Here is a 26,232-nt window from a genome sequence, read left to right as displayed (position 1 = left end):
ATGGTTATTGGTATTATTAAATTGAACATTTCAATACGTACGGTTTGTGTCAACGCTCTATGAGTTCGCGTGCCACATATCCGGCACGGTCGCCGTCTGCCGCCTTCAGCTTGAGCACGTCAGGAAAGAAGAACAGCTTGAGCACAAGGAATATGACAACGAGCTTGATGAGTATGACCGTCCAAAGCACACGCCCTACGGTCATACTGCGAAATCCGTCTATATAGAAGCGGTACACCTTATATAATATATGGTACACCTTATATAATATGCTGGTATCTGTCATAACAATCAGAGTTAAAGGTTGAAATATTTACAGATTAGTAAACAATTGCAAAGATATAAAATAATTCAATTGAACGTTCATCTATTCGACGAAAAAATGCACCTACAACAAACTTATGTCTTAAACATTTTGTCGTATCGCATGAAAATATTAACTTTGCACAAAGAAACAGAAAGACATACGGGTCGTGCCAGTTTGATCGGGATACTCATCAATAAAAAAATCGAAACCGAGAAGACTTCTTTTGCCAATGGCGGGCCATATAAAACCCTCAGTGGACTAAGCTGCAAAGCCGGTGGATTACAAAGGCGGAGAGCTCTCAAATCTTGTATACTCGGAGTTTCATCACATCACTGGGCGACCTGTTTTTAAAATAATACAGGAGGAGGGTGTGTCAAAATAGGACTTCTATTTTGACACACCCTGCTTTCGTTTTTAAGCCATCGTTTCGAAAATGTAGTCCTTTTGCTCTTCAAAACGAGTCCTTTTGCAAGTCAAAAGGAGTCCTTTTACATATCAAAACGAATCCTTTTAGCGTGGAAAAGGAGTCCTTTTGCGAAGCTATAGCAATTGAAGGGTTTAATAGCACTACAAAAAATTTGGAGGGTAAGAAAATATTTAGTTACTTTGCTGAACAATCCGCCCCGTATACATAAATATTAACAAATTAAAATATTCTGACAAATGTTTTCCGGTATAGTAGAAGAAATGGCTACTGTCGTTGCCATCAAAAACGACAAGGAGAATGTGGACTTCACGCTGACATGCTCGTTCACTAACGAACTGAAAATCGACCAAAGCGTAGCTCATAACGGCGTTTGCCTGACCGTTGTGTCTATCGAAGGCGACAACTACACGGTGACGGCTATGAAGGAGACGCTCGACCGCTCCAATCTCGGACTGCTTAAGGTGGGCGACAAGGTGAACGTGGAGCGCTCGATGATAATGAACGGCCGACTGGACGGACACATCGTGCAGGGACATGTAGACGGCACAGCCAAGTGTATCGACATGCGCGATGCCGACGGTTCGACCTATTACACATTCGAGTATGAGTTTGACAAGGCTATGGCTGAGCGCGGATACTTCACCGTTGACAAAGGCTCGGTTACGGTAAACGGCGTCTCGCTGACCGTTTGCAATCCTACAGCCAACTCTTTCACCGTGGCTATCATCCCCTACACTCACGACAACACCAACTTCTGCAACATCGGCGTTGGCACTACGGTAAATATCGAATTCGATATTCTGGGCAAGTACATTGCACGATTGCAGCAGCTGAAATAGAGGGAGAGGCCCTACCCCCGACCCCTCCCCCGTAGGGAGGGGAGTTATGTGATTTTGAGGGGAAATTAGAGGATAATTGCCTGTTAGGTTATTTGTTAAATGTACAAGTGTTCAGTTCATATCACTCCCCTCCCTACGGGGGAGGGGCAGGGGGAGAGGCTTTTATCCCCAATAAATGTTAATAATCCGCACTCCAAATAAACTATTAACCAACTTTTCACATCCTATAATCAGATTAATGAACTTTAGCAAGTTCATAGAATTCAGAAGTTAAAGAAGTTAGCGCTCCCTACGGTCGCTAGAATTTATAGCTATTACTCTTTTTGCTGAATATTCAGCTATAAGACATACGGCTTTAAATTCTATAACTTCTTAATATAGAAATCAAGTTTCAGAAAACATTAACAAAACGACATTTATTATGAGAAAGATCGGGATGACTTGCCTGGCAGGAGTTTTCCTGCTGTCAATGTCTACAGAATGTGCGGCACGACAATGGTCGCTTAAGGATTGTATCGACTATGCCATTGCCAACAACATTCAGCTACAGAAAGCCAAACTCCAGCAATATTCCGCCCTTGAGGATGTGAAGCAGAGCCAGTCGGCACTGCTGCCGTCGCTCAGTCTGTCGACATCGCAGAACGTGTCGTACAATCCGTGGCCCGAGAAGGGGTCGGCTATGATTGCCGGCAACAAGGTGCAGTCGAAGGTAGACAAGGTATACTATAACGGTTCGTACTCGCTTATGGGCAACTGGACCGTATGGAACGGCAACAAGAACCAGAACACCGTCAAGCTAAACAAGCTTGCTGCCGAGCAGGCCAAGCTCGACTCTGCCGTGACTGCCAACAGCGTGCTGGAGCAGATAGCGCAACTGTATGTCCAGATTCTCTACTCTAACGAGGCGATAAACGTTAGCAAGGAGAGCCTGAAAACGAGTCAGACCAACGAGGAGCGTGGCAAGACTATGGTGAATGTAGGCAAGATGAGCAAGGCCGACCTCGCACAGCTAACAGCCCAGCGAGCACAAGACGAGTACAGCATAGTTGAGGCTGAGAGCAACCTGCGCAACTATAAGCGACAGCTCAAACAGTTGCTGCAGATTACCAACGACGAGGAGTTTGATATTGCCATTCCTTCTACTACCGACGAGATGGCTCTTGCCACGGTGCCGGCTCTCAACGACGTGTACACAGCATCGGTAGAGCAGCGTCCGGAGATAAAGAATGCCATGTTGGGCATTGAGAGCAGCGACCTCAGCGTGAAGATAGCCAAGGCTGGCAAGCTGCCTACTATCGGACTGAGTGCCGGACTCTCTACCAACACCTCGTCAATGAGCAACAACGCTTGGGGCTCGCAGCTCAAGAACAACTTCACCGTGGGTGGCGGCGTGACTGTTAGCATTCCGCTGTTTGACAACCGTCAGACCAAGACTGCCGTCAATAAGGCTATGATTCAGAAGCAGAACTATATGCTCGACTTGCAGGACAAGCAGACTACTCTATACTCTACGGTTGAGAACTACTGGTTGCAGGCTGTGACAAATCAGAACAAGTTCAGGGCAGCTCGCATTTCGACCGAGAGTGCCCAGGCAAGCTACGAACTGCTGTCGGAACAGTTTAAGCAGGGACTGAAGAACATCGTAGAACTGATGACTGGCAAGAACAACCTGCTGCAAGCACAGCAGAACGAACTGCAGAGCAAATATCTTGCTATTCTAAATCTTAATATGCTGGAGTTCTACAAGACTGGAGAGATAAAGTAAAAAGGGGAAAGCCCCTCCCCTAACCCCTCCCCGTAGGGAGGGGAATGGTATGTAATATTAATTAGAGACAAGAATAGAGATTTATGAAAAAATTAAGTAAAGTATGGCTGGTAGTGGCGGTTGTCATTATTGTAGCCATTGTCGCTTGGGCATTGTCGGGCAGCAAGAAGGAAGAACAGATTTCGTTTGAAACGGCTGCTGTGGCACCGGCTAACATCATGAACAGTATCACCGCTACGGGTACTATCGAGCCGGTGACTTCGGTTACGGTGGGTACTCAGGTGAGCGGTATTGTGAGCAAGCTCTATGTCGACTACAATTCCGTAGTGAAGAAGGGACAGGTGATTGCCGAACTCGACAAGACAAATCTTATGAGCCAACTCAATTCGGCAAAGACACAACTCGCTACGGCACAGAGCCAGCTCAACTATCAGACCACAAACTTCAACCGCTATAAGACTCTCTACCAAAAAGGACTTGTTGCTGCCGACGATTTCGACAGCGCCAAGCTCTCATACACTCAGGCTAAGGAGCAGGTGGCAGCGGCTAAGGAAGAGGTGCAGCGCGCCCAGACCAACCTCGGCTATGCTACCATCACATCGCCTATAGACGGTATTGTGCTGTCTAAGTCGGTTGAGGAAGGACAGACTGTAGCAGCCAGCTTCTCTACTCCTGAGCTGTTCACTATCGCCCAGGATCTTACCAACATGCAGGTTGTGGCAGATGTCGACGAGGCTGACATAGGCGACGTTAAGGAAGGTGAACGCGTTTCGTTCACCGTCGACGCTTATCCAGACGATACATTCGAGGGTACCGTGAAGCAGGTGCGCCAGGAAGCAACCACTACCAATAATGTTGTGACATACGAGGTGGTTATCTCGGCTCCCAATGCCGACCTCAAACTCAAACCAGGTCTGACCGCCAATGTCACCATATACACAGCCGAACGCAAAGGCGTACTCTCTGTTCAGTCAAAGGCTCTGCGCTTCACTCCACAGAAGGAGACTGTAGGCAAGATGAAGATTGTTGACCAGACTGGCAATGCCAAGAACAAGGTTTGGACCATAGAGGGCAACTCTATCGTAGCACATAATGTGAACATCGGCATGACCGACGGCACTAACACTCAGATTCTTAATGGCATTTCTGCTGGCGTTAAGGTGGTTACAGGCCTTAATGTCACGGGCGGAGAGCAGGATGATGCCCAGCCTAATGCCAGCAGCGAAAGGAGTCCGTTTGCTCCCGGACCACGAGGTAAGAAGAAATAAATACATTTTTATATGGACGAAAAGAAAGTAGTAATACAACTCGACAACGTGAAGCGCGACTTCCTCGTGGGCGACGAGACGGTGCATGCGCTGCGCGGAGTGTCGTTCAAGATATACGAGGGCGAATTCGTCACAATCATGGGTAAGTCGGGCTCGGGCAAGTCGACACTGCTCAATCAGCTCGGATGCCTCGACACGCCAAGTTCGGGCGAATACTATCTCGACGGGGTGTCGGTCAGAAAGATGTCGAAGTCGCAACGTGCCGTGCTGCGCAACCGCAAAATTGGATTCATATTCCAAAACTACAACCTTCTGCCGAAGACTACAAGCGTGGAAAATGTCGAACTGCCACTAATGTACAACGCAGAAGTAGGTGCAAAAGAGCGCGAAGAGCGTGCCATCAAGGCATTGCAGGCTGTGGGACTGGGCGAACGTCTCTACCATAAGTCAAACCAGATGTCGGGTGGACAGATGCAGCGCGTTGCCATAGCCCGCGCCTTGGTAAACGATCCTGCGGTGATTCTGGCGGATGAGGCAACGGGCAATCTCGATACACGTACATCGTTCGAGATTCTTGTACTCTTCCAAAAGCTACACGCCGCAGGCAGAACGATTATCTTCGTGACTCATAATCCCGACATTGCCAACTACTCCTCACGCAACATCATGCTGCGCGACGGACATGTGATAAGCGACGAGTACAACCACAAGATACAGTCGGCAGCCGAAGGGTTGGCTGCCTTGCCAGCCAACTCGGACGAATAACGGCTTCGTTCAATTTGATAATTGAGAGTTTAGAATTGAGAGTTATGATTACATTTGAAGGATATATAATAGACAAAAAGGAGTATAATATATAAGAGGTATATAATAAGTATGTGGTCATATTTATCTTTATATATGAGTGGCAATTTGTTTGACTTTTAATACACCCTCATATGTAAAGATAATTTTGAACTGTTACTTAATAATTAACAACTAATAATTAACAAAAAAATGAATTATAGCAATCTTTTAAAGATAGCCCTCCGCGCAATCGCTGCCAACAAGTTGCGCTCCTTCCTCACCGCCCTTGGCATCATCATCGGTGTGGCTTCGGTCATCACGATGCTTGCCATAGGTCAGGGTTCGAAGAAGAGCATTCAGGCAAATATTGCCGAAATGGGCTCAAACATGATAATGATCAGCCCGGGTGCCGACCGCGGTCCGGGTGGTGTAAGGCAAGATGCTTCATCGATGGAAACACTAAAGCTCACCGACTACCAGTCGATTAAGGACGAGTGCAACTTCATCAAGGGCATAAGCCCTACCGTGAACAGTAGCGGACAATGGATTTACGGCAACAACAACACGCCGTCGAGCATCTATGGTGTCAATCAGGATTATCTGGAGATTAGACAGTTGTCGGTTGACGAAGGCGAGATGTTCACCGATGCCGACATCAAGTCGAGTGCCAAAGTGTGCATACTCGGACAAACGGTTGTAGACAATCTCTTCCCCGACGGCTCCGACCCTGTAGGCATGGTTGTTCGATTCAATTCTATTCCGTTTCGTGTTATCGGCGTATTGAAGAAGAAGGGTTACAACTCTATGGGTATGGACCAGGACGACTTGGTGCTGGCCCCATACACAACGGTAATGAAACGCATCAAGGCACAAACCTTTCTCGGCGGTATCACCTGCTCGGCCATAACCGAAGACCTTACAAGCAAGGCTATTGATGAAATAACAAAAGTGTTGCGTCGCAACCACAAACTGAAGGATGCCACAGACACACAAGCTGCCGATGACGACGATTTCAACATCCGTTCGCAAGAGGAACTTGCCAGCATGATGAACTCTACAACCGACATGATGACCATACTCTTGGGTTGTGTGGCTGGCATATCGCTCATCGTGGGTGGTATTGGTATTATGAACATCATGTATGTGAGTGTCACTGAGCGTACACGCGAGATTGGTCTGCGTATGTCGGTCGGCGCACGTGGCATCGACATCCTCAACCAATTCCTCATCGAGGCTATACTACTCAGTGTCACAGGCGGACTTATAGGTGTAGGAATAGGAGTTGGCGCGTCATACGCCGTTAAACTCATAGCTCATTGGCCTATCTACATACAGCCCTGGAGCATCATCATGAGCTTCGCCGTATGTACATTCACTGGCGTATTCTTCGGATGGTATCCTGCAAAGAAGGCTGCACAGCTCGACCCGATTGAAGCGATTAGATACGAATAGTTTAAAAGGGAAAGAGTAAAAAGGGAAAAAAGTAAAAGAGTAAAAGGGTAAAAAAGTAAAAAGAGTAAAAAAAAGTATAAGGGTAAAAGAATAAAAAAGTAAAAAGTATAGGGTAAGACTTTTTACTTTTTTACTCTTTTACTTTTTTTACTTTTCTAAGATTTCTTCCGGCTTGCTCACCAACGTTGTTGCTCCATGTTCCAATAGGAATTTCTTGTCACGGAATCCCCACAGCACACTGATACAAGGCATACCAGAATTGCGTGCCGTGTCAATATCCACATCGCTGTCGCCTATATACACAGCACCTTCGGCAGTAACTCCAAGTTGGCGCATTGCTTCCAATACTGTATCCGGGGCAGGTTTCTTGCGAATGTCTTCACGTTCGCCAATCGCTACCGGCACGAGGTCGCCAAAGAAGTGGCGGCACAATTCCTGAGTAGCTGCATAGAACTTATTGCTTACTACTGCCACCTTTTTTCCTTGCTTACGCAACTCCTCAAGCATTTCCATCACACCATCGTATGGCTTGGTTGTATCAAGATTGTGCTGCATGTAATGCTGACGGAAATCGGCATAAGTCTTGTCAAACTTATCGTTATCAAGTCCGCCGGGAATGGCGCGTTCCATAAGTTTCTTCACGCCATTGCCTACAAATTGTCTTACCTCATCAACAGTACGCTCAGGCAAGCCGTTGGTGCGCAAGGCGTAGTTGCAACTCGCAGCCAAATCGCCAAGAGTAGACAGCAACGTACCGTCAAGATCAAAAATATAAGTATTGTACATATATATTAATGTATTTAATACAGCGAAATTACATATATTTTATCTAAAAACGTAAGGAAAATACAAATAATTTTAAGCCCGCAAAGTTAATAAGTCATTGTTTTGTCCTGACATTTTTTTGTTGTACCTTTGCGCCAACGATTAAATACCAAACACATCATGAAAAGAAAAAACAACACGAAGCGAAACGTCATTATATTGGCGTGCGTATGTATGGGCATCATATTAGGTGCTGCCTACATGTTCTTCTTCTCTGCCTTGCTTGTTGGCAATGACACTAAATACGTATACATTGACAACGACGACACTATCGACTCGGTTTACACAAAGATGTCTGAGTTCTCTAAAAAGGGTACACAGATGACAGGCTTCAAGATGCTTGTCAACAACAGCAAGTATGCAGATAACATTCGCACAGGACGTTATGCTCTTCGTCCCGGTGAAGGCTCGTTTGTTGTGTTCCGCCATCTGAAGAACGGATTGCAGACTCCGGTGAATCTTGTTGTACCGTCGGTACGCACTGTGGACCGCTTGGCTGCCGAGTTCTCAAAGAAACTTATGCTTGATAGCGCTACCATATATCACGCACTTGCTGATGAAGCGACATGTCAGAAATATGGATACGACACCACTACAATAGCAGCCATGTTCATACCTAACACTTACGATATTTACTGGAACGTAAGTACAGAGAAATTGCTCGACCGTATGCACAAGGAATGCAACAGGTTCTGGAATGCTGAGCGCAAAGAGAAAGCCAACGCTATGAAGTTGTCGCCTATCGAAGTAAGTACACTGGCAAGTATCATTGATGAAGAAACCGCCAATGATGGTGAGAAGCCAATGGTAGCCGGAATGTACTACAACCGACTGATGCTGCGCAACGCTGAGTATCCCAACGGAATGCCACTGCAGGCTGACCCAACGATTAAATTTGCATGGAAACGATTCGATATAAAGCGCATATACAACAATCTACTCTACATCAAGAGCCCTTACAACACCTACAAAAATCCCGGACTGCCACCTGGACCAATCCGTATTCCGTCTATCGCAGGTATTGACGCTGTACTGAACCACGTACACCACGACTATATATACATGTGCGCCAAAGAAGACTTCAGCGGCACTCACAACTTTGCACGTACTTATCAGGAACACCTGCAAAACGCCAAACGTTACAGCCAAGCTCTGAATCAGAGAGGAATTAAATAAGAGGAAAAGAAAAATAACAAGTAAAGGAAAAAAATAAGGAAACATTATAAAACATCAAATGCCGGTTGCTTCACAGCGGCCGGCATTTTTATCAATAGGCATTAGTCTTTTTTTCTTAAGGTAAAAAGATTGTATTCAGGATAACTCCACAAAGGTAGGGCTTTCGAATTGAATGTGCAAATTAAAATATATGCTTTAAAGCATAATTTAAAGAAAATCATCAGTCAAATCTACACATCATTACTTACAGTCCTGTTCAAGGATGTTTCTTACCGACAATTTAGGGTTTTGCTTAGCCTGTCGGTCTACAATTGCTGTGTACTTGGTGTTGAAAACCTTGCGTCCCAACAATCTATTTACCGTCCACATTATTTTGCCCATGTGCATGTCGCGCTCTTGCTGCGTACTATTCTCGAAGTTGCGCATCGGGTAAAGGCTCAACAAGTAGAAACTCATACAGTCGGGCACTATCTGCTCGCGAGTCATCTGCTGACGCTGCTCTTTGGTATAGAAGCGACGGTATGGCTCAAAGTCCTTGCCTAAATATTTGTCAAGTGATATGCCAATGGTGTTGTCGCCTATCACAATGCTTTGATTGAGAGCACTTATCTGGGTATATATTGTGGGTATTTTTATCTCAGGACATATCTTCTGGAGTTTCTTAAACGCATCGCTCAATTGAGTATTGATGTCGCTCATATTGGCATACTGCATATCTGTCTCGGCTATGATAGTCTGAAGGATTGTATCCTGATAGAAATTCAGAAGCTTTGTGTTAATGCCAGCATCATTCACCTCGCCCAACTGCAGTATATCCTCAATAAGCATACGCGTCTGTTTGGGATAGTCGATGTTCATCTGCTGAAGAGCCGAGAAATCGCCCGTAGTGAGATAACGGCTTTCAAGACGATCATAACGCTGCACCTGTACAAGCGTCGGATGACCTTCTTCACCAAACTGTTTCAACTTAAACTCGCAAGCAGTTGAAACTAAAATGATGGCTGTTACTATAATAATATAAATCTTTCTCACAATAGGCTTCTTGTTATTCTATAAAAGTGTTCATTAACACAATGCAAAAATACTAAAAAAGTTCTTTCTAAGCAACTTTTCAGCTAAAAAAGATTAAACAGCAGATATATTTCTGCCGTTTAACCATTAAAAAACACAAAATTTGTCGAATTTTAGCCTATTCTTTAATATTTCTATACGTGCAACATCCATGTACATAATACTGCCACAATATAGAATACGGTTTGCGCATAGCGTCTGTAGCCGATGTGCGCGAAGCCTGTATCTGCCTACGGTCGGCATCAAAATCCTTACGCCACGCCTTAAAAGCCTTGCGACCATTGACCACCGCCTTGAACTCGCCAAGATTACGGTCGAGCAGCAACGACTTGAATGCTGCCACATAGTCGAGCACTCTTCTAATGCGCATAACATGTACCAGTTCGGCTTCAGGCAAGTTCTTGTAGAGCATCGTCAGATTGTTGCGGAAGTTGAGAAATGTCTTCATCGGATTACCCATGGGCAAAGTTCCACCTCCAACATGATACACAACACTCTGCGGAACGCAATATATCTTTCTGCCGAGATTGCACAATCGCCAACAAAGGTCAATCTCTTCACAGTGCGCAAAGAACCGAGCGTCAAGTCCGCCAACACGCCAGTAGTCCTCACGGCGTATCATCAGCGCTGCACCAGTTGCCCACATCACCTCGCACGGGTCATCGTATTGCCCTTGATCCTTCTCTACGGTATCGAACACACGTCCACGGCAGAACGGATAGCCATAGCGGTCGATGTATCCACCGCTTGCACCTGCATATTCAAACATGTCGCGCGAATGCTCGGCACGAAGCTTTGGCTGGCATGCTGCAACCTCCGGATTAGCATCCATAAAATCAATGAGACGCTCCATCCAGCCTTCAGTCACCTCAACGTCACTGTTGAGGAGCATATAGTATTCATAGTCCACCTGCTCCAATACACGATTGTAGCCACCGGCAAAGCCATAGTTCTTGTCAAGTATAATTGTACGAACAGTAGGAAACTCAGTCTTGAGCAAGGCAAGCGAGTCGTCCTTTGAATCATTGTCGGCTACGATTATATCGGCAACATCAGACGAGTGCTCAATTACCGAAGGAAGGAAGCGGCGCATCATTGCCGCTCCATTCCAGTTAAGTATTACGATTGCAACTTTCTTCATGATCACTTTTCACTCTTCACATTTTCACTTAAACGATTTCCGCCTTCAATGCCGACTTATCGTGATTGAAGTCGCCAAGACGAACACGAATTAGCTGGTTGTCATATTCCTCCTTAGCATCGCGTGGCGAAAGTTCTACACGCACATAGTTCTTGGTGAAGCCATGCATAGCACGTCCACGCGAAGCCTTTTCAAAGAGCACTTCCTGTTCCGTACCTTTATAGCGTGCATAAAAGTCGATACGCTTCTGCTCGCTCATTTCGAGCAATAGCTTGCTGCGCAACTTCTTGTCGGCATCGCTAACAATATAAGGAATACGCAATGCTGCTGTGCCAGGACGCTCGCTGTACGGGAACACATGGAGCTGTGTTACGTCAACACCATCAAGGAAATCGTAGCACTCTTCAAAACACTCCGGTGTCTCGCCACGACATCCCACCATCACGTCTACACCAATAAATGAGTCGGGCATACGCTCCTTTATCAGCGCTATCTTGCGCGCAAACAATGCTTTGTCATAACGGCGGTGCATCAGACGCAGAACCTCATCGCTACCACTCTGCAACGGAACATGGAAATGTGGCATAAAGGCACGACTCTGAGCACAGTAGTCGATAAGCTCATCAGTCAAAAGATCGGGCTCCATACTGCTGATGCGATAGCGCTCGATGCCTTCAACACGGTCAAGAGCCTTAACAAGATCAACAAAGCTCTCGCCTGTAGTCTTGCCGAAGTCACCGATATTCACACCTGTAAGCACTATCTCCTTGCCTCCTTCAGCAGCAGCCTGCTCAGCCTGTGCCACCAGCGAACTGATAGTCGGGTTGCGCGAATTGCCTCGGGCATATGGTATAGTACAATATGTACAATAGTAGTCGCAACCATCCTGTACCTTCAAGAAATAACGTGTACGGTTGCCACGCGAGCATGACGGAGCAAACGACTTGATGTTCTTGGTCTTAACCGAGTAATAACGGTGAAGCGAATCCTGTCCTGTCTGCTGCATATGTTCGGCATCCGACTCCTTAGCAGTCCAAGCATCGCTCAAAAACTGTATAAGGTCGGCTTTCTCATTGGAGCCAAGCACCAGGTCAACACCATCAATCTTGCTCACTCTCTCCGACTCCAACTGAGCGTAACATCCCGTTACAGCCACAAAAGCACCGGGATTATTACGCACCATACGATTAATTGCCTGTCGGCACTTATGGTCGGCAACTTCTGTCACCGAACATGTATTGATAAGACACAAGTCGGCCTTCTCGCCCTCTTTTGCCGCAACCACGCCCAACTCCTGCAACATCTGGCCGAATGTAGATGTCTCGGAGAAGTTGAGTTTGCAGCCAAGCGTATAGTAAGCTGCCCTCTTATTCTGAAAAACTGAAGTATTTATCATTTCACATTATATATAATATATAAAAGCCAACTGTGGCTTAACAGGTGCAAAGATAGTAAAAAGATTTTATGAATGATGTTTTGTACGCACACAAAACAACAAAATGACGTCAAAAGTGGTATCAGAGAGACCTGTCAAAAAGATTAACATTCGTTTACAGTCTGTATCTTGTTGATTTTCAATACATTCCAAATGGGTTACAAAATTCTCAAAAAAAAAACCTAAAAAGTTGAACGTTGTATCAAAAAAATATATACCTTTGCAATGTTTTAATAAACAAATGATTGTTTTACAGATTTAAAAAAGCAAAGAAAATGAAGAAATTGGTTTTAATGTTCGTAGCTATCGCAGCTATCTCTTTCGCATCATGTGGTAACAAGACTGCAGCTCCTGCTGCTAACGCTGACAGCGATACCGTTCAGGTAGCTGACACAACTGTTGACACAACTGCTGTTGCTGCTGATACAACTGTAGCTGAGTAATAGTTAGCTCGAACAGAAGAAATGAGAGATTAACCGCTGACCCTCAGGGTCGGCGGTTTTTTTATGTCCTTACCGCTACAACCATCTGAATCAGTATGAACACCAAGACAATTCTATCAATCATCGGCATAACATTAGCCAATATAACAAGTACCACAACATACGCTATCGGTACAAATAGTGAGAATAAGGGTGCTGACATTACATTAGTCACTGCAACAACAAAACAATGGCAAGCCGGAAGAATTGTCAGCATGGCAGAAATCAAGAAAAACGGACTTGAACATTATTTCTGCAAGAGAAATATAGACAACCCAATATTTGCACGCATATACGGAAAGTCGTACAAAACCAACTGCACACTGCCTCGCACCGAGCTGCGCTATCTGCAGCTGTTGCACTACACAGTTGACGGACGGATAATGACTGGCGAGATGATTTGCCATAAGGACATAGCCAACGATCTGATTGAGATATTCCGCAAATTGTATGACGCTCACTACCCTATTGAGCGTATGCAGCTTATTGACGACTTCGGCGCCGACGACGTGACATCAATGAACAACAACAACACATCGTGCTTCAACTACAGAGCTGTAGCCGGCTCAAAGAAACTGTCAAAGCACAGTATGGGCAAAGCAGTAGACATAAATCCACTTTACAACCCCTACGTAAAGCACCGCCCCAACGGAAAGACAATTGTCAACCCCGAGAAAGGACGCCAATATGCCAACCGAAGCAAACAATTCGAATACAAGATTGACCGCAACGACCTTGCCTACCGCCTGTTTACGCAGCACGGATTTACATGGGGAGGCAGCTGGCGTTCGCTGAAAGACTACCAGCACTTCGAGAAATGACAGCTGTCTATATATTCTTACCTAACCCCACACTTAGCTATCTTGAATGTCTTTGCCCCGTACTTCACTATATACACGCCCACATATGCCTTGTTATTCACAAACGAGGCATAAGGCATACGTCCGAGCATAACTCCGCTAATGGAATAGACAGACACCATAGCCAACGGTTCAATAGCATCATGACTGTCATAAACATCGCTTATTCCATTAGTTGCGTCATTCAGTTCCACATTGCGCCAATCGCTCCAGGGCTTTTCCACTCCTCGCTTTACAGCCTGAACACGCCATCGATACACCACATTGGGCTGTAGCGAAGTGAATTCATATTCTGTGTCATACACATTATATATATATAGCACATCGCCCGCGGCACGCGTTGCTGCAAAGTCGCTCTCCGAGAAAGCGCCATCATATATACCAATTGAATATATATAGCATCGTGCAGTAGGCGCAACATAAAGGTTGAAAGGCTTGCAATACTGATTGTCAAATACTATCAGCTGCCGTTTCCCATCAGCTACAATATTTGTTCTATCAATAACATTTCCTTCATAATCAATAAGCGACAACATGATGTTCGGCTTATCATCCTTATAAGCGGCTGAAACAAAACTTATCGTGACCTTTCCATACTTACAGTTCTTGATATGTGGCGATATGAGGAAGCTATTTTGAGGAGTCGAAGTTCCAAGTTTAAGACATCCCACACCCTTAAATACATTATCGCCAGTCCACCCTTCATTACTCGTATGGGCATCAAGTCGTGACGACAAATCCGTAGTTCCGTCACTCTTGTTTCCACTTCCCCAACCAGTGAAGTCTTCAGCCAAGAGCAATTTATCTTCGGGTGAAACCTTGCCAACCTTCTCTAATTGAACATTATAGTAATCGGCAAACTCCACTTCATTCCACGTAGCATGGAATGAATCAGAACCAGTCTGTTCAGAATGCAACTTTGTAGCCACCGAAGGAGCACCACCCATAAACAGGAACGAAATCAATCCATCTGAACTCTCCTTGATTTCAGTCACCGGCTTGCCAAGCAACTTTGTTCCCGAACTGTTATTATTGAACAAAGTAGCCGCAGGCGACGAGGTGTCAGTCAACTGAGTATTGCCCGACATACCCGGATAGGTGTCGCCTTTAAGCGATTTGCGGCTTCTATCGTTGTCAGCTGCCACTATGCCGAAGCGCGGATGCGACACATCCGTATTCACCTCATTGTATTCCCAAATCGAACTATAATAATCAACATGGATGACAAGCAAACCATGCGAAGGCAACTGCTTGTCAAACCCGCGTTGTTGACGATTCTCAAAGATGTAATATTCACGTGGCTTATTGTCGTTATACACCACATACGATTTAGGCGACTCGCTCAAAGCAGGCAAGTCGTACACATCAGTAGGCTTGTCCAGCACCTCTGGTTGCATCCATCCGCTCACCCAACGCTGGTATGTGTTATAGCCAACGGGACAATAGCCATTGCCAGCATACGAACCATAGTCCATGACATCCCACAAGTCCATGCCAAAACAATCGCCACCAGACGTGTCGTATATATCGGGCAAACCCAGACAATGGCTGAACTCATGGCAAGCCGTACCTATACCAGCCATATTATTACTGCCATAGTCGTTCAGTTCGGCAGTACATCCATAGGTATTTATCTTCACCTTATTGAGAGTGAGGCTATAGCCGGCAGCCTTCAGAGTCCACTCATGCGGCCAAATGGTATTAGGGATCAATGCCGGACGTGAAGCTTCGCCATAACCAGCGTATATAACGAACACCTGATCGACCTCGCCGTCGCCATCCCAATCATAATCGGCAAAGTTGACCTTATCGGCTACAAGCCGACAAGCCTCGTACACCATACCACCAGGATCCTTATCATTGCCCCTAGCGTCATTGCCACCATAATCAGCCATATTCTTCGATACAGTCACCGGTCCGACAACGTCAAACGACAAGTCGAACTGTCCATAGCTCTGACTATAAAAATAGTCATGCACCGAACCAGAGTTGCCGAGCGTGTTATAGCCCGACTTATTGAAGAAGTCGTTCCATTCGGCATTGTCATGAGCCGACTGCATCTTCACGTCTTGAAAATCAACAAGAATGACCAGACCCTTTCGCTTACCTATGATGCCAATGCCGTCGCCACCCGTTGCACCAGCCATACGTGTAAGCGCAGGTTCAGCAGCAGCCATTACATTCTGTCGCTTGGCAAAGCGTTGCAGACGAGCCTTGTTGCGCTTTGCCGCAAGCTTGGAAGCAAAGCCGACAATGCGCTCCACCTCAGTCTTATGTCCTGCAAGAAAAGCCTTCTCCTTCAGCGAACGTCGCTCTGCGTCATGCGCCACCTGTGCCGAAGCACGCAGCACACCGTCATCAGCCATGTACGCATAACAATAAGCCTTGTCTGCGTTCATGGCTATCGGCATACCGTCTTCGGTAGACATAAAGTGGAAGTTCTCGTCGCCACGCACCATGACAGTAACCATACTGCCATCGGGTTGGCGCACCTGTGTCTTACAGCGCTTTGCCGGTACAGCCCAAACGGCAACAGTACAGAGCAAGGCAACGAGAACAGCGACGTTTCTATTATGCTTCATGGAGATTAAAAGCTATATCAATCTGTAAATCAGAGCACACACATTATTACAATCCCGAGAAATCATCGGGAGACAACAAGTTGTCTGACGACACCTCACCCGAAACCGGCGACCAGCTGCGCACGTGAATCTTCGGATGCTCCTCGTCATTGAAATCCCATAGCAGGAACACATATCCGTCGTCCATATAGGTACCACCATTGTAGCGTTGGCTGTTCCAGCGCTGGCGCAAACGTACTCCATAGATATTCTCTCGCGACGAATGACGGATCAGTTCGATGTCGGAGAAGTCGACCTTGATATATCTGTTCACCCTGAACACATTGCGCAGATTGTTTATATACTGCGTCTTGGTCTGCTTGTTGAATATTATGTTCTTGCCCGGAATACGAATGTCGGAATTAGATTGCGACGTAAGGTCTTTCCGCAACACGCGTCCGGTGATGATGAGAGCGTTGTCGCTGAAAATCTCATCGATAGCACTAAGATTCTTCTCGTCGTAATAGCTGCGGAAATCCTCAACAAACTTGAGTATCTCGCGACGCATACGCACATCCTTGACCGACATTCCGCCAGCCATCAGACTCATATAAGAGTTGTTGTCCATAGCCGTGCGCACACCCGTAATCATGCCGTTGCGATTGAAGCTTACGGTCAGTTCCTTATGTATTTCGCCCTTATACGTATTGTCAAGCGGCTTCATCTCTACCGGAATCTGGCGTATCTCAAACTCCTGCACATCACGCAGACAGTTCTGCACATTGGTCTTCCACTCGCAGCGGAAGCGCAGATTGGCCCACAAACTGCTCAGTCCGCCACGTGCAGTCTCAGTAATTCTAATGCCCGAGAAGTCAAGACTGCGTCCAGCCGACTCAGCATTATTGATTTCAGAAAGCAGAGCCGACACATTGCGCTCTACGTTTTGCTTCAGCTGTTCGTTGGAAATGCCACCGCTAAAGCGGAAAGTCACCTGTGCATGCAGCAACGCCACACCCACAAGCGACATTAATACTATTGTAGATAATCGTTTCATTAATATTAGTTCGATATGTTCACTATTTACTATTCAGTCTGACACACACGGCTGCACACCCCTTGAAGCGCGACATATCAGCCACAGCGCCGGTGCGCAAGTCGGTACGCTTGCCGTCGGTCTTTGGCGAAAGAACACCCACAACGTCTTTGTCCTCATTGACAGCGAGTATGTAGCAGCCTTCGACATTGCCCATTGTGCGTGGCGAACCATAGTCGCTCACCTCGCCCATGTTGCGCGCATTGTCCAGAATCCAGCGTGCCGACATGAATGTTTCCACACCAACGAGCCTGCTAATCACTTCGGGCGTAACACCCGGAGCAGCAGGTCGCACCTCAGTCTGCACCTTGGTAGGCTGCGACTCACTATGATTCTGCACCTTAGGAGCCGACGGCTGAGCAGCATTGCCACCACCATTGGTCTGCATCAGAGCCAGTCGCGACTTCTCCACATACACAAACACCATAACGTCGGCACCACGCTGAATGTCAATACTCTTGACATGACTTTCGAGTTGAAGCGATGTTATAGTAGGCTGTTCCTCCTCCATCAACGCCATATTTATGCTGCCGAGCAGCATACTGAAAGCCGACACAAACGCCTTGTCCTGGTCGTGATCGGTAGCCTCAGCCGTATAGTACTTGCCCGAGAGCTTTATCTCGTTCATACGATCGGCTCCCGACTGTGCCCTTAGCCCCACAATACCAGCCAGGCAGAGCACCAAAGTCATCAAAAATCGACACTTACACTTCATCTTCTCTTGACATTTGTGGTTGGCGAATACAGATAGCCACGACCCGTAAGCACCAGCTTGTCGGTAGCTATGTCTGCCGTTTTGCACTCAACATTCAACACATGGTCGTAGCCCGACTTTGCATCATACAGAAAGAGCGACACTACAAGACGGCCGTCCTTGTTTGACTCAACACCATAATAAGGTTTGCAACCCTTGCTAACGGCGTAGCCTACAAGCTGGCGCACCGTAGTGGTCAGCTCCTCCACCTTGCGATTGGCACATACGAAGCGTATCTTCATAGGAACATCGGCTACGCCTTCCCACGCAGGCAGCACAATCAGGTTGCCGATACTCTGTACGGGAAACAGCCGACTGAACACCGGTTGCAACGCATTCGAACCTGTATATATATAATAGGTGGAATTGGAGATGCGACTGTCGGCATAAATGCCACCCTTGCGCATATACAACCGCTTGCCATTGTCGGCAACTTCCTCCAGTCCCGCAGTATCTTTAGGCAGAACATCGGCAGCAACACGCTTGTCAGCAAAGCTCTTCAGTCCGCTGAGGAATCGGCGTTCCATCTCGCCACGCGACGAAAGCGACAGCACATCGTACCTTATAGGCACCTTGACATCAGCCATCACCTTACCGCCACGGCTCCATTGCACCTCGTATATACGGTCGTTGACACTCCGCACCGAACAGTCGGCAGAGTCGCCAAGCTGCAACAGCACGTTCCAGTCGCCCTTGACAAACGTCACATCCTTATAAAGCAGACGATTGGAAGATATGCCGAACTTGCGGTCGAGACAAGCATACTCCAGGAAGTCGTATATGGGCAGAGGCTGATCGCGACGCATGGCAGGATTGAACAGCGGAATACCGATGAAGTCAATATCCCCATTGTCAATCTTGCGCACCAATATGGTGCTGCCCTTCACCTTCATACGGGTGTCGCCTACGGCAAGCGAATCAGCCGACACATTCAGCCGCTGGGCTGCTGCACGAATATGGTCGGAGCTGTATCCGCCATCGGTAGCAGCACTCATTGGCACCGCTACGACGGCAAGAAAAGCCAGTGACAAAAACAATTTTCTCATTTTATCGATATATTACTGACGTACACAGATAAGTAACGGGGTCGGACGTCCACACCATAGCCTTCACCTTTTTTGCCATATCGGCATTGCGTTGCAGTCCGCCGAGTCCCTTCTCGTAAGCATCGGCAAGCACTACGGCAGCCTCACGTGTGAGATAGCCACCGCACATGGCACGCTGATAATAGTCGATGGCAGTAGTAAGATTTCGGTTTACAGCCTTGCCCTCATTATAAAGGTTGCCCAGATGACACAATGCAGGCACATATCCGCAGTCGGCCGACTGCTTGAACAGCTTCAGCGCACGCTCCTTATCGGCAGCCACATCAGTTCCCTTCTCACAGCACAGAGCCAGTCCGTACAATCCGGCAGCATCGCCTTCGGCAGCCGCCTCTTCCAGATACTTAATCTTCTTTTTTCCGTTTGCCTTCTTCCACGCAGCATCGTTGTAGCAGGCAGCAATAGCCACAGCCACATGCTTGTTGCCGCGTTTCTCCAGAGCGGAGAAGCATTTCAGCGCAGCATCAACGTCCTTATTGTTGCCGTTAAGCATATTGATGCCGTTCATGTAGTGATACAGCGGCGTACCGTGCCATCCGTTCTGACCGTTGTCAGAAGTAGCGTCGAGCTTGCCCTGTACATTGTTCATCATACCCTTGCGTGCTGCCAGAGCTATCCATGTCAGTCCGACATTATAGTCGGCCTTGACCTCGGTGCCGTTGCAGTATATCACGCCGAGATTCCACATCGCTGCAGGATTGCCATTCAATGCTACTGCCTTGTACAACTTGACAGCCTCAGCTACATTGCGGTCTACGCCGTCACCTTTATAATATAGGTCGCCGAGCAGAAGCTGGGCATTTGGAATATTGGCGTTGGCTGCCTTCTTGAGCAGGGCGGCAGCCTTGGTCTTGTCTACAGCCGTGCCAAGTCCCTTGCACAGATACTCGCCACACTTGTACGAGGCGAAGTCGCTCTTCGGCGAAGCCATAGTCCAACGCTTCATTGCCTCGGGATATTTCTCAGCCGACTCATACATGCGTGCCGCTCCGAGCGTAGCATCGAGCGAACCGGCATCCGAAGCCTTCACATAGTAGGCTATCGACTTGGCTGCATCCTTCTTGATGCTACCCACACCATATGAATAGATGTCGGCAAGCAGACAAGCGTCGTATACATTTGGCTTCTTGATGAAAGCCTTCTCACGATTCTTAACAAGAGCCACATTGCCCATCTTGACCGACTGCTTGTACAGTTTCACCGACATGAGCGAGTCCTGCTTTATACCATTGCCATACTGATAGCACAGCGCCATATTGGCTACAGCCTCCGAATGGTTCTGCTTGGCAGCCAGACTCCACCACTTAAGGGCGGCAGTATAGTCCTTCTTCACCTTACGACCCGTGTAGTAGCACACGCCAAGCAGGTTCTGCGCATCGGCCTTGCCAGCCGAAGCAGCCGCCGCAAGCTTCTTTATATCGAGCGTGTCGGCAACAGCCGCAGCCACCTGAGTGGCTGGTTTGGTCGGCTTTGTCAGCTTAGTCTTTTGCGCCATCATGGCTGTCGAGCATGCCATGAGCAGCGCCAGTGTCATTAACTTTTTCATACTGTTTAGTTGGTTGTGATGAATGTTGACGGTTTAGGTGGTCAGGATGTCCTGGTCGATATCGTTCATGTCGCCATCGTCGGGCGTATTGTCGGTATCGCCATGTGCCATATATCCACCCTCGCCAGAGTTCTCTGCCAGCAGACTCTCGCTGTCGCTGACGGTGAGAGTACCCGGTATCTCGCCTACGATATTGCCTGAAGCGTCGGCAACGAGGTTATACTGGTTGTTGCCGTCCACGTCAATCATATACAGCTGTTCGCCGTTCTCACCGGTAAACTGGGCTGCATTGAGCACCTGACCGTCTACGGTCTCAATCGTTCCGACATTTGTAATGGCAAGATTCTGGGCTTCGATGTCGCTTGGATCAACATATTCGCCCGTCAGAATATTGTTGGCTACGACGTCAGGGGCAACATCAGGTAGTCCGTCGATATCAATCTCGCCCGGAGCAATTGGGTCCGGCTCTATCGGATCGGGTTCTATTGGGTTAGGGTCGGGATTTGGTGTAGGTTCCGGATTGACGGGTGCTGGCTCTGGATTAACAGGTTCCGGCTCTACCGGAGTAGGCTCTATAGGCTCCTCATGTCCACCAGCCTGAGGTCCGTGCTGCTCGTTCTGCTGGGTTGTATTGTCCTCATTCTGAGTTTCGGCAGCAGGCTCTGCTGTCTTTTCGGGTTCCTTCTGTTCGTCTTCGGGCTTTACTTCGTCAGGCTTCACTACAGTAGGTTCAACAATAGGAGCGTCATCATCAGCATCGCCATTGATTACTACGCCTGCAGCAAATGCGGTTCCGGCACCTGCAACGGCAGCACCTGCCATAGTAGCAGCAGTCTTCAAGCCTTCCTTCTTACCTTTCTTATTATCCTCGATAGGTTGTGTACTCATAATCGTTATGTTTTTTGATGGTTAATATTATGTTTACGATTGCAAAGTTAGTTTTATTTTTTGATGTCGCCAAACGTTTTCGGGTCGGATAAACGAAGTGGGCAGGTTTGCTGACGAAACCATAAGTTTAGCTGACGAACTGCCCTTTATCCACACTCTACCACTTCGACGTGACGTCTTTCCACCAGCGTCTGATTCTGTCGGCAATGGAATCGTTGTCGTCGAAGACGCTATCTATAGCCGTCTCGCACGTAGAATTGACCGTAGGGTCGCCCTCCTCGTGCTCCACATCAGCCACCTCCACTATCCACGCCGTATTGTTGTCGTGGCTGTCGGCAGTCTGCTGCTGCAAGAGTTCGCCCTTCTGCTGCAGCGTAAGGTCGTCGGCAGTAAGCAGTCGGGCCAAGTATTCCTCGCTCACGGCACCGTTAACGCCGTCGCTGCACAATAGGAACACATCGCCAGGACGCACGTCGGCAATCATATCGACAGTAGCCTGAGATATGCGACGTTGGCGGTCGGGCACAAACATGCAGCGTGTTATGATGTTGCGTTGCGGATGTTGCAGAGCATCCTCGGCAGTTATGTCGCCTCGTGCCACCATTTCAGCCACAAGCGAGTGGTCGGACGTGCGGAAAATTGTTCCCTCGTGAGGTCGCAATTGCAGTATCGGGCTGTCGCCTATATGAGCCACAAGCACTCCCCTACCGGTCATTACCATCATGGCAAGCGTGGTAGCCATGTGGTGGCTCACGCTGCGGTTGTCGTACAGACAGTCGTAGGCCCGGCACAATACTCGCTGCAGTTCGGCTACACCGAATGTGCCGCCATCGGCAAGAGTCTCCTCAACCATCCGCTCAACGGTCTCGGCTACAAGAGCACTCGCTACCTCACCACGCTCCAGTCCGCCTACTCCATCACACACAACGAAGCACCGTGTAGCTGTATCGGCAGCCTGCGGAGCTATCGAATCCTGCTGGCCCTTACGCTGTCCAATCTGCGTGTAGCCGTATGGTTGATTTATACTTATCTTCATAAAAATAACAGTTAATTTCTAAATGTAGTCCTTTTGGCTTGCAAAAGGATTCGTTTTGGAGTGCAAAAGGAGTCCTTTTACGAGGCAAAAGGGGTACTTTTGGAGGGCAAAAGGAGTCCTTTTTGGAAAAAGAAGGAATTAGCTCTACAAATCGTTGACAGAAATGCCCAAATCCTCAAGTTCTCTTTTAGGGTCTTTATCTATAAAGTGATAGTTTCCCTTTACCACTTTCTTCAGCCAATACAGATATTGTTCGTCGTCGGCATCGGTACCTTTTCCATATAGATAGCAATGAGACAGTTCATACATAGCATCTACATTTCCTTTCTCTGCAGCTATCTTATAATAAGCGAAGGCTTCAGTGTCCTTTTTTTCAGAGCTTAAGATTTCAGCATATCTAAAGCAGCAATAACTGTTGCCATGCTCAGCACCCTGACGATACAAATCATTGGATTTTTCTTTATTTGCACTAACACCTACTCCATAGCTATAGATATAGGCAAGGTCGCTATATGCCCCGACATCTCCCTTAGCCACTCTGTCTTCATAACAACGAACACGTTCTGCAAGATATTTGTTAGCCATCGCCGTATCATTCAACCCATAAATTTCATTCTTGTAAATAGAACTAAGACGAAACATAGCTTCAGGCACGCCACGCTGCGCTGCAGCCTTCAACAGTCCGAAGCCTTTGTATGGAGATTTCTTGTATGCAGCATTCTCAAAATACTTATTCCCCTCTTCATACATTTTCTGTGGAGTCAAACCTACAAGGTCTTTTGCCTCGGCATCCTTAAAGAGTGTAGGGTCATATATGCTCCTGCCACCCAACCGCTTATACTCACGGTAGGCTTCGGAATACTCGATGGAAAAGGAGGCTGAGAGAAACGATTTCTTTAAATACTCTTTTGCCTTTTCCAAATCCTTTGTTACGCCATTGCCATTTTCGTACAAAAGGGCGAGTTCATAGCAGGAATGCTCTCTCCAATTGGAATTGACTGATGCCTCATAGCAGATACGGGCCTTTTCAAAATCATTCTTTTTCTTGTAATGGTTGCCAAGATTATAGCCTATCCAGCTTCCTCCAGCTTCAGACAACGCCTTAAGACCGAAATATTCAAACAAATCCAGATTTCCATCTCTACTATAGACTAATGCAGCATAAGCAAAGGACGGGACATAACCCTTTGAAGCCAAATCCTTGATTGTCACTTCATCCTCCTCAGTCCAATTGCTAATACTTTTTTGCTTGACATTTTCATACCTTGTCTTCATCTTATTCAGTTCTACTGCCGAATACCTGATTGCACCAGCAAGGATATTGTCCACCTTTTTCTTCAGAGCTATTGTCTTTTCGTCCTGTATGTTAAGTCCACCGTTACTATTTATACCGGCAGCCAGTTTTGGCTCAACAAGCACCAAATCAAAGGTGGCACCACTTTCAAGATGCTTGAATCCGTAATCAATGAAGTTGATTGACAGTGGAAAATGATTCTTAAACGACAATTCAATAAATGGGGTCACCGATGTGATATACAACAGTTTGGTTTGACCTTCAACAACGACATCACCTATATTGCCATTGCTGCAAGATACGATATCGTCTGACACGGAAACTCTCAGCAAAGCACACGCCTTGCCGTTCAGGTCGGTTCTCATTTCGGTATGAGCACTATTTCCAGCCGGCGACTTTCTCAACGACTCCACTGTGAGTTTCTGTGCATTGAGCATCAACGTCTCAAACAGAAACAATATTATAAATAACGTATGTTTTGACATAAACTTCAAATATTACTTTTTGTCATTTCTTTTATTTTCCATCAATGGAAACACCTAACTTCCGGAGTTCACTCTTTGCTTTGTCTTTCAGATAATATGAGGTTTTGCATGTTTCCTTCAGCCAATAAACATACATATTATCATCTGCCTCTGTACCGTATGCATCCTTATAACAATGCGCAAGACTGTACATAGCATTTCCATGCCCCATCTCGGCTGCTGTCTTATAGTGTTGGAAGGCTTCCTTCGGTTTGTCTTCACGCTTTAATATCTCAGCCAAACAATAGTGACAATGACTGCTACCGAGATTTGCACCACGCAGATAAAGGTCCTTTGCCTTTGCCATATCTTTGGCTACACCATTCCCATATTCATACAAACCAGCCAAAGTACTAAAAGCCTCAACTTCATTTTGAGCGACCTTAGCCTCGTAATACTCAAATCGCTTAGTCAAATAATAGTTTGCCTTGACAGTATCTTTTAATCCATAAAGCGGGTTCTTATACATCTTTGCTATGCTTTCCATGGCATCTGGCACTCCCCTATCGGCTGCTGCCTTATAAAAGGCAAATGCCTTGTATGGATCTCTTTTCTCTATAAAGCCATCTTCATAATGGCGTCCCTTTCTATGAATTTCCTCTGGTGAAAGACCAGCCAAATCAGCCTCATCAGCATCCTTAAAAAGCGAGGCATCAAAAACATTACCACCAGCAAGGCGCTTGTAGGCTCTATAGCCGTCAGAATATTCCATACCGCCTAGTGCTGCCATAAAAGATTGTCTATAATACTCCTTCGCTTTCTCAATGTCTTTATCTACACCCAAACCATTCTCGTAGAGAACACCCATATTGTAATACGATTCTTCAGTCCTTGATCCTTTAGCCGCATCATAACAGACGAACGCTTTCTTATAATCACCTTTCTTCTTATAACGATCACCCAGTGCTATACCAAGCCATTTTCCTTCAGAATTAGACAAAGCCTTCATTCCATAATACTCGTACAACGAATCATTATCTGACCAAGCGTTTGCAGCATAACTATATGCCGGCACATATCCCTTGGCAGCAAGATTCTTGAATGAAGCATCTGCTAAGGCTCTTTGATTATTATAGCTCCTTTTTTGGGCTATTTCAAATTTCAACTTCATACTGGCAAGTTCAGACTGGGTATAATGTCTGTCTTTACCATCTATAAGCACTTCCTCTTCCTTTACACTCTGCTTATCGCTTTGCTTGGCAGACAACACATCCTCAACCAACATCAGGTCGTATGTGCTCGCTTCGTCAAGTTTTGGTATTCCATATTTGGCAAAATCAACAACTATAGAATTGTGTTTACTGAAAGACAATTCTATAGAAGACGTTGTTGTTGTAACATAAATAAACTTTACGATTCCTTTGTTTTCTACATTACCTATCTTCCAACTGCATGCAGTTATGTCGTCCATTACCATCACCTTAATCAATGCACACTGTTTGCCGTTAAGATCCACACGCGGACTCTTACGGGCACTCAAGTCGTTGGGGCGAAGCTTCAACGACTCGACGGCAAGGCGTTGGGCTGATGCTGCCAACGACATGAAGAGGAACAATATTGTTAGCTTTAGCTTGTCCATATTCTTATTATTATAGAGTT

Annotated in this window: 22 protein-coding genes; 8 read left to right on the top strand and 14 right to left on the bottom strand. The window is 46.7% G+C overall.

Features of this window, described 5'->3' with window-relative positions:
- Positions 1 to 49: 49 nt before the first annotated feature.
- On the bottom strand, positions 50 to 286 hold the full coding sequence (locus tag I6E49_RS02830; protein ID WP_235400329.1) for a DUF4492 domain-containing protein: 237 nt from the start codon (positions 284 to 286) through the stop codon (positions 50 to 52).
- A 684-nt stretch (positions 287 to 970) separates the two neighbouring features.
- On the opposite strand from I6E49_RS02830, the gene I6E49_RS02825 reads away from it, so the two are divergent.
- The 5 genes from I6E49_RS02825 (at position 971) to I6E49_RS02805 (ending at position 6,844) form a co-directional block, all read left to right on the top strand.
- Positions 971 to 1,573 (top strand): riboflavin synthase, encoded by a 603-nt coding sequence (locus I6E49_RS02825; RefSeq protein ID WP_235400328.1) that lies wholly within the window; start codon positions 971 to 973, stop codon positions 1,571 to 1,573.
- 421 nt (positions 1,574 to 1,994) lie between these two features.
- Positions 1,995 to 3,338, top strand: coding sequence for a TolC family protein (locus I6E49_RS02820; RefSeq protein ID WP_235400326.1), 1,344 nt, complete (start codon positions 1,995 to 1,997; stop codon positions 3,336 to 3,338).
- Positions 3,339 to 3,421: 83 nt separating this feature from the next.
- Entirely contained in the window at positions 3,422 to 4,606 is a 1,185-nt protein-coding gene (locus I6E49_RS02815; RefSeq protein WP_235400325.1) for an efflux RND transporter periplasmic adaptor subunit, read from the top strand.
- Positions 4,607 to 4,618: 12 nt separating this feature from the next.
- On the top strand, positions 4,619 to 5,371 hold the full coding sequence (locus I6E49_RS02810) for an ABC transporter ATP-binding protein (protein ID WP_235400324.1): 753 nt from the start codon (positions 4,619 to 4,621) through the stop codon (positions 5,369 to 5,371).
- Positions 5,372 to 5,602: 231 nt separating this feature from the next.
- On the top strand, positions 5,603 to 6,844 hold the full coding sequence (locus I6E49_RS02805; protein ID WP_235400323.1) for an ABC transporter permease: 1,242 nt from the start codon (positions 5,603 to 5,605) through the stop codon (positions 6,842 to 6,844).
- A gap of 147 nt (positions 6,845 to 6,991) precedes the next feature.
- Here the strand turns inward: I6E49_RS02805 and I6E49_RS02800 are convergent, their stop codons facing one another.
- Positions 6,992 to 7,630, bottom strand: a complete 639-nt coding sequence (locus I6E49_RS02800; RefSeq protein ID WP_235400322.1) for an HAD family hydrolase — start codon at positions 7,628 to 7,630, stop codon at positions 6,992 to 6,994.
- A gap of 159 nt (positions 7,631 to 7,789) precedes the next feature.
- Here I6E49_RS02800 and mltG point away from each other — a divergent pair, with 159 nt between their 5' ends.
- Positions 7,790 to 8,845, top strand: coding sequence for an endolytic transglycosylase MltG (mltG, locus tag I6E49_RS02795; RefSeq protein ID WP_235400321.1), 1,056 nt, complete (start codon positions 7,790 to 7,792; stop codon positions 8,843 to 8,845).
- A 240-nt stretch (positions 8,846 to 9,085) separates the two neighbouring features.
- Here mltG and I6E49_RS02790 read toward each other — a convergent pair whose 3' ends face one another.
- From I6E49_RS02790 to mtaB, 3 genes are all read right to left on the bottom strand, one after another.
- Positions 9,086 to 9,877: a gliding motility protein GldB gene (locus I6E49_RS02790; protein WP_235400320.1), complete on the bottom strand. Its 792-nt coding sequence runs from the start codon at positions 9,875 to 9,877 to the stop codon at positions 9,086 to 9,088.
- A gap of 157 nt (positions 9,878 to 10,034) precedes the next feature.
- Positions 10,035 to 11,057: a glycosyltransferase family 2 protein gene (locus I6E49_RS02785; protein WP_235400318.1), complete on the bottom strand. Its 1,023-nt coding sequence runs from the start codon at positions 11,055 to 11,057 to the stop codon at positions 10,035 to 10,037.
- 28 nt (positions 11,058 to 11,085) lie between these two features.
- The gene (mtaB, locus tag I6E49_RS02780; protein ID WP_235400316.1) at positions 11,086 to 12,453 is read right to left on the bottom strand and encodes a tRNA (N(6)-L-threonylcarbamoyladenosine(37)-C(2))-methylthiotransferase MtaB; all 1,368 of its coding nucleotides are present in this window, start codon (positions 12,451 to 12,453) and stop codon (positions 11,086 to 11,088) included.
- Positions 12,454 to 12,767: 314 nt separating this feature from the next.
- On the opposite strand from mtaB, the gene I6E49_RS02775 reads away from it, so the two are divergent.
- The gene (locus I6E49_RS02775) at positions 12,768 to 12,935 is read left to right on the top strand and encodes a PG1828 family lipoprotein (RefSeq protein ID WP_235392661.1); all 168 of its coding nucleotides are present in this window, start codon (positions 12,768 to 12,770) and stop codon (positions 12,933 to 12,935) included.
- Between the two features lie 95 nt (positions 12,936 to 13,030).
- Positions 13,031 to 13,795, top strand: a complete 765-nt coding sequence (locus tag I6E49_RS02770; protein ID WP_235400315.1) for a M15 family metallopeptidase — start codon at positions 13,031 to 13,033, stop codon at positions 13,793 to 13,795.
- Positions 13,796 to 13,812: 17 nt separating this feature from the next.
- On the opposite strand, the gene I6E49_RS02765 is transcribed toward I6E49_RS02770, so the two are convergent.
- The 9 genes from I6E49_RS02765 to I6E49_RS02725 all read right to left on the bottom strand — a co-directional run bounded on the left by I6E49_RS02765 (position 13,813) and on the right by I6E49_RS02725 (position 26,212).
- A complete protein-coding gene (locus I6E49_RS02765) occupies positions 13,813 to 16,416 on the bottom strand; it encodes a M6 family metalloprotease domain-containing protein (protein WP_235400314.1) in 2,604 nt (867 codons plus the stop codon).
- A 46-nt stretch (positions 16,417 to 16,462) separates the two neighbouring features.
- On the bottom strand, positions 16,463 to 17,449 hold the full coding sequence (locus tag I6E49_RS02760; RefSeq protein ID WP_235400313.1) for a hypothetical protein: 987 nt from the start codon (positions 17,447 to 17,449) through the stop codon (positions 16,463 to 16,465).
- Between the two features lie 22 nt (positions 17,450 to 17,471).
- Complete coding sequence (locus I6E49_RS02755) at positions 17,472 to 18,203, bottom strand: hypothetical protein (RefSeq protein ID WP_235400312.1); 732 nt, start codon at positions 18,201 to 18,203, stop codon at positions 17,472 to 17,474.
- The gene (locus I6E49_RS02750) at positions 18,200 to 19,288 is read right to left on the bottom strand and encodes a hypothetical protein (protein WP_235400311.1); all 1,089 of its coding nucleotides are present in this window, start codon (positions 19,286 to 19,288) and stop codon (positions 18,200 to 18,202) included. Before I6E49_RS02750 ends, I6E49_RS02755 begins: the two co-directional genes overlap by 4 nt.
- A gap of 1 nt (position 19,289) precedes the next feature.
- On the bottom strand, positions 19,290 to 20,891 hold the full coding sequence (locus I6E49_RS02745; protein WP_235400310.1) for a tetratricopeptide repeat protein: 1,602 nt from the start codon (positions 20,889 to 20,891) through the stop codon (positions 19,290 to 19,292).
- Positions 20,892 to 20,924: 33 nt separating this feature from the next.
- Positions 20,925 to 21,779 carry a hypothetical protein gene (locus tag I6E49_RS02740; RefSeq protein WP_235400309.1) on the bottom strand — a complete coding sequence of 285 codons (855 nt, stop codon included), beginning with the start codon at positions 21,777 to 21,779 and terminating at the stop codon, positions 20,925 to 20,927.
- 157 nt (positions 21,780 to 21,936) lie between these two features.
- A complete protein-coding gene (locus tag I6E49_RS02735; RefSeq protein WP_235400308.1) occupies positions 21,937 to 22,815 on the bottom strand; it encodes a PP2C family protein-serine/threonine phosphatase in 879 nt (292 codons plus the stop codon).
- 144 nt (positions 22,816 to 22,959) lie between these two features.
- On the bottom strand, positions 22,960 to 24,474 hold the full coding sequence (locus tag I6E49_RS02730) for an SEL1-like repeat protein (protein WP_235400307.1): 1,515 nt from the start codon (positions 24,472 to 24,474) through the stop codon (positions 22,960 to 22,962).
- A gap of 151 nt (positions 24,475 to 24,625) precedes the next feature.
- Positions 24,626 to 26,212: an SEL1-like repeat protein gene (locus tag I6E49_RS02725; RefSeq protein ID WP_235400306.1), complete on the bottom strand. Its 1,587-nt coding sequence runs from the start codon at positions 26,210 to 26,212 to the stop codon at positions 24,626 to 24,628.
- Positions 26,213 to 26,232 lie beyond the last annotated feature (20 nt).

The sequence above is a fragment of the Leyella stercorea genome (genome assembly GCF_021531655.1).
Note: the sequence above shows the minus strand (reverse complement) of the source record. Positions and strands in the feature narration are given on the sequence as shown.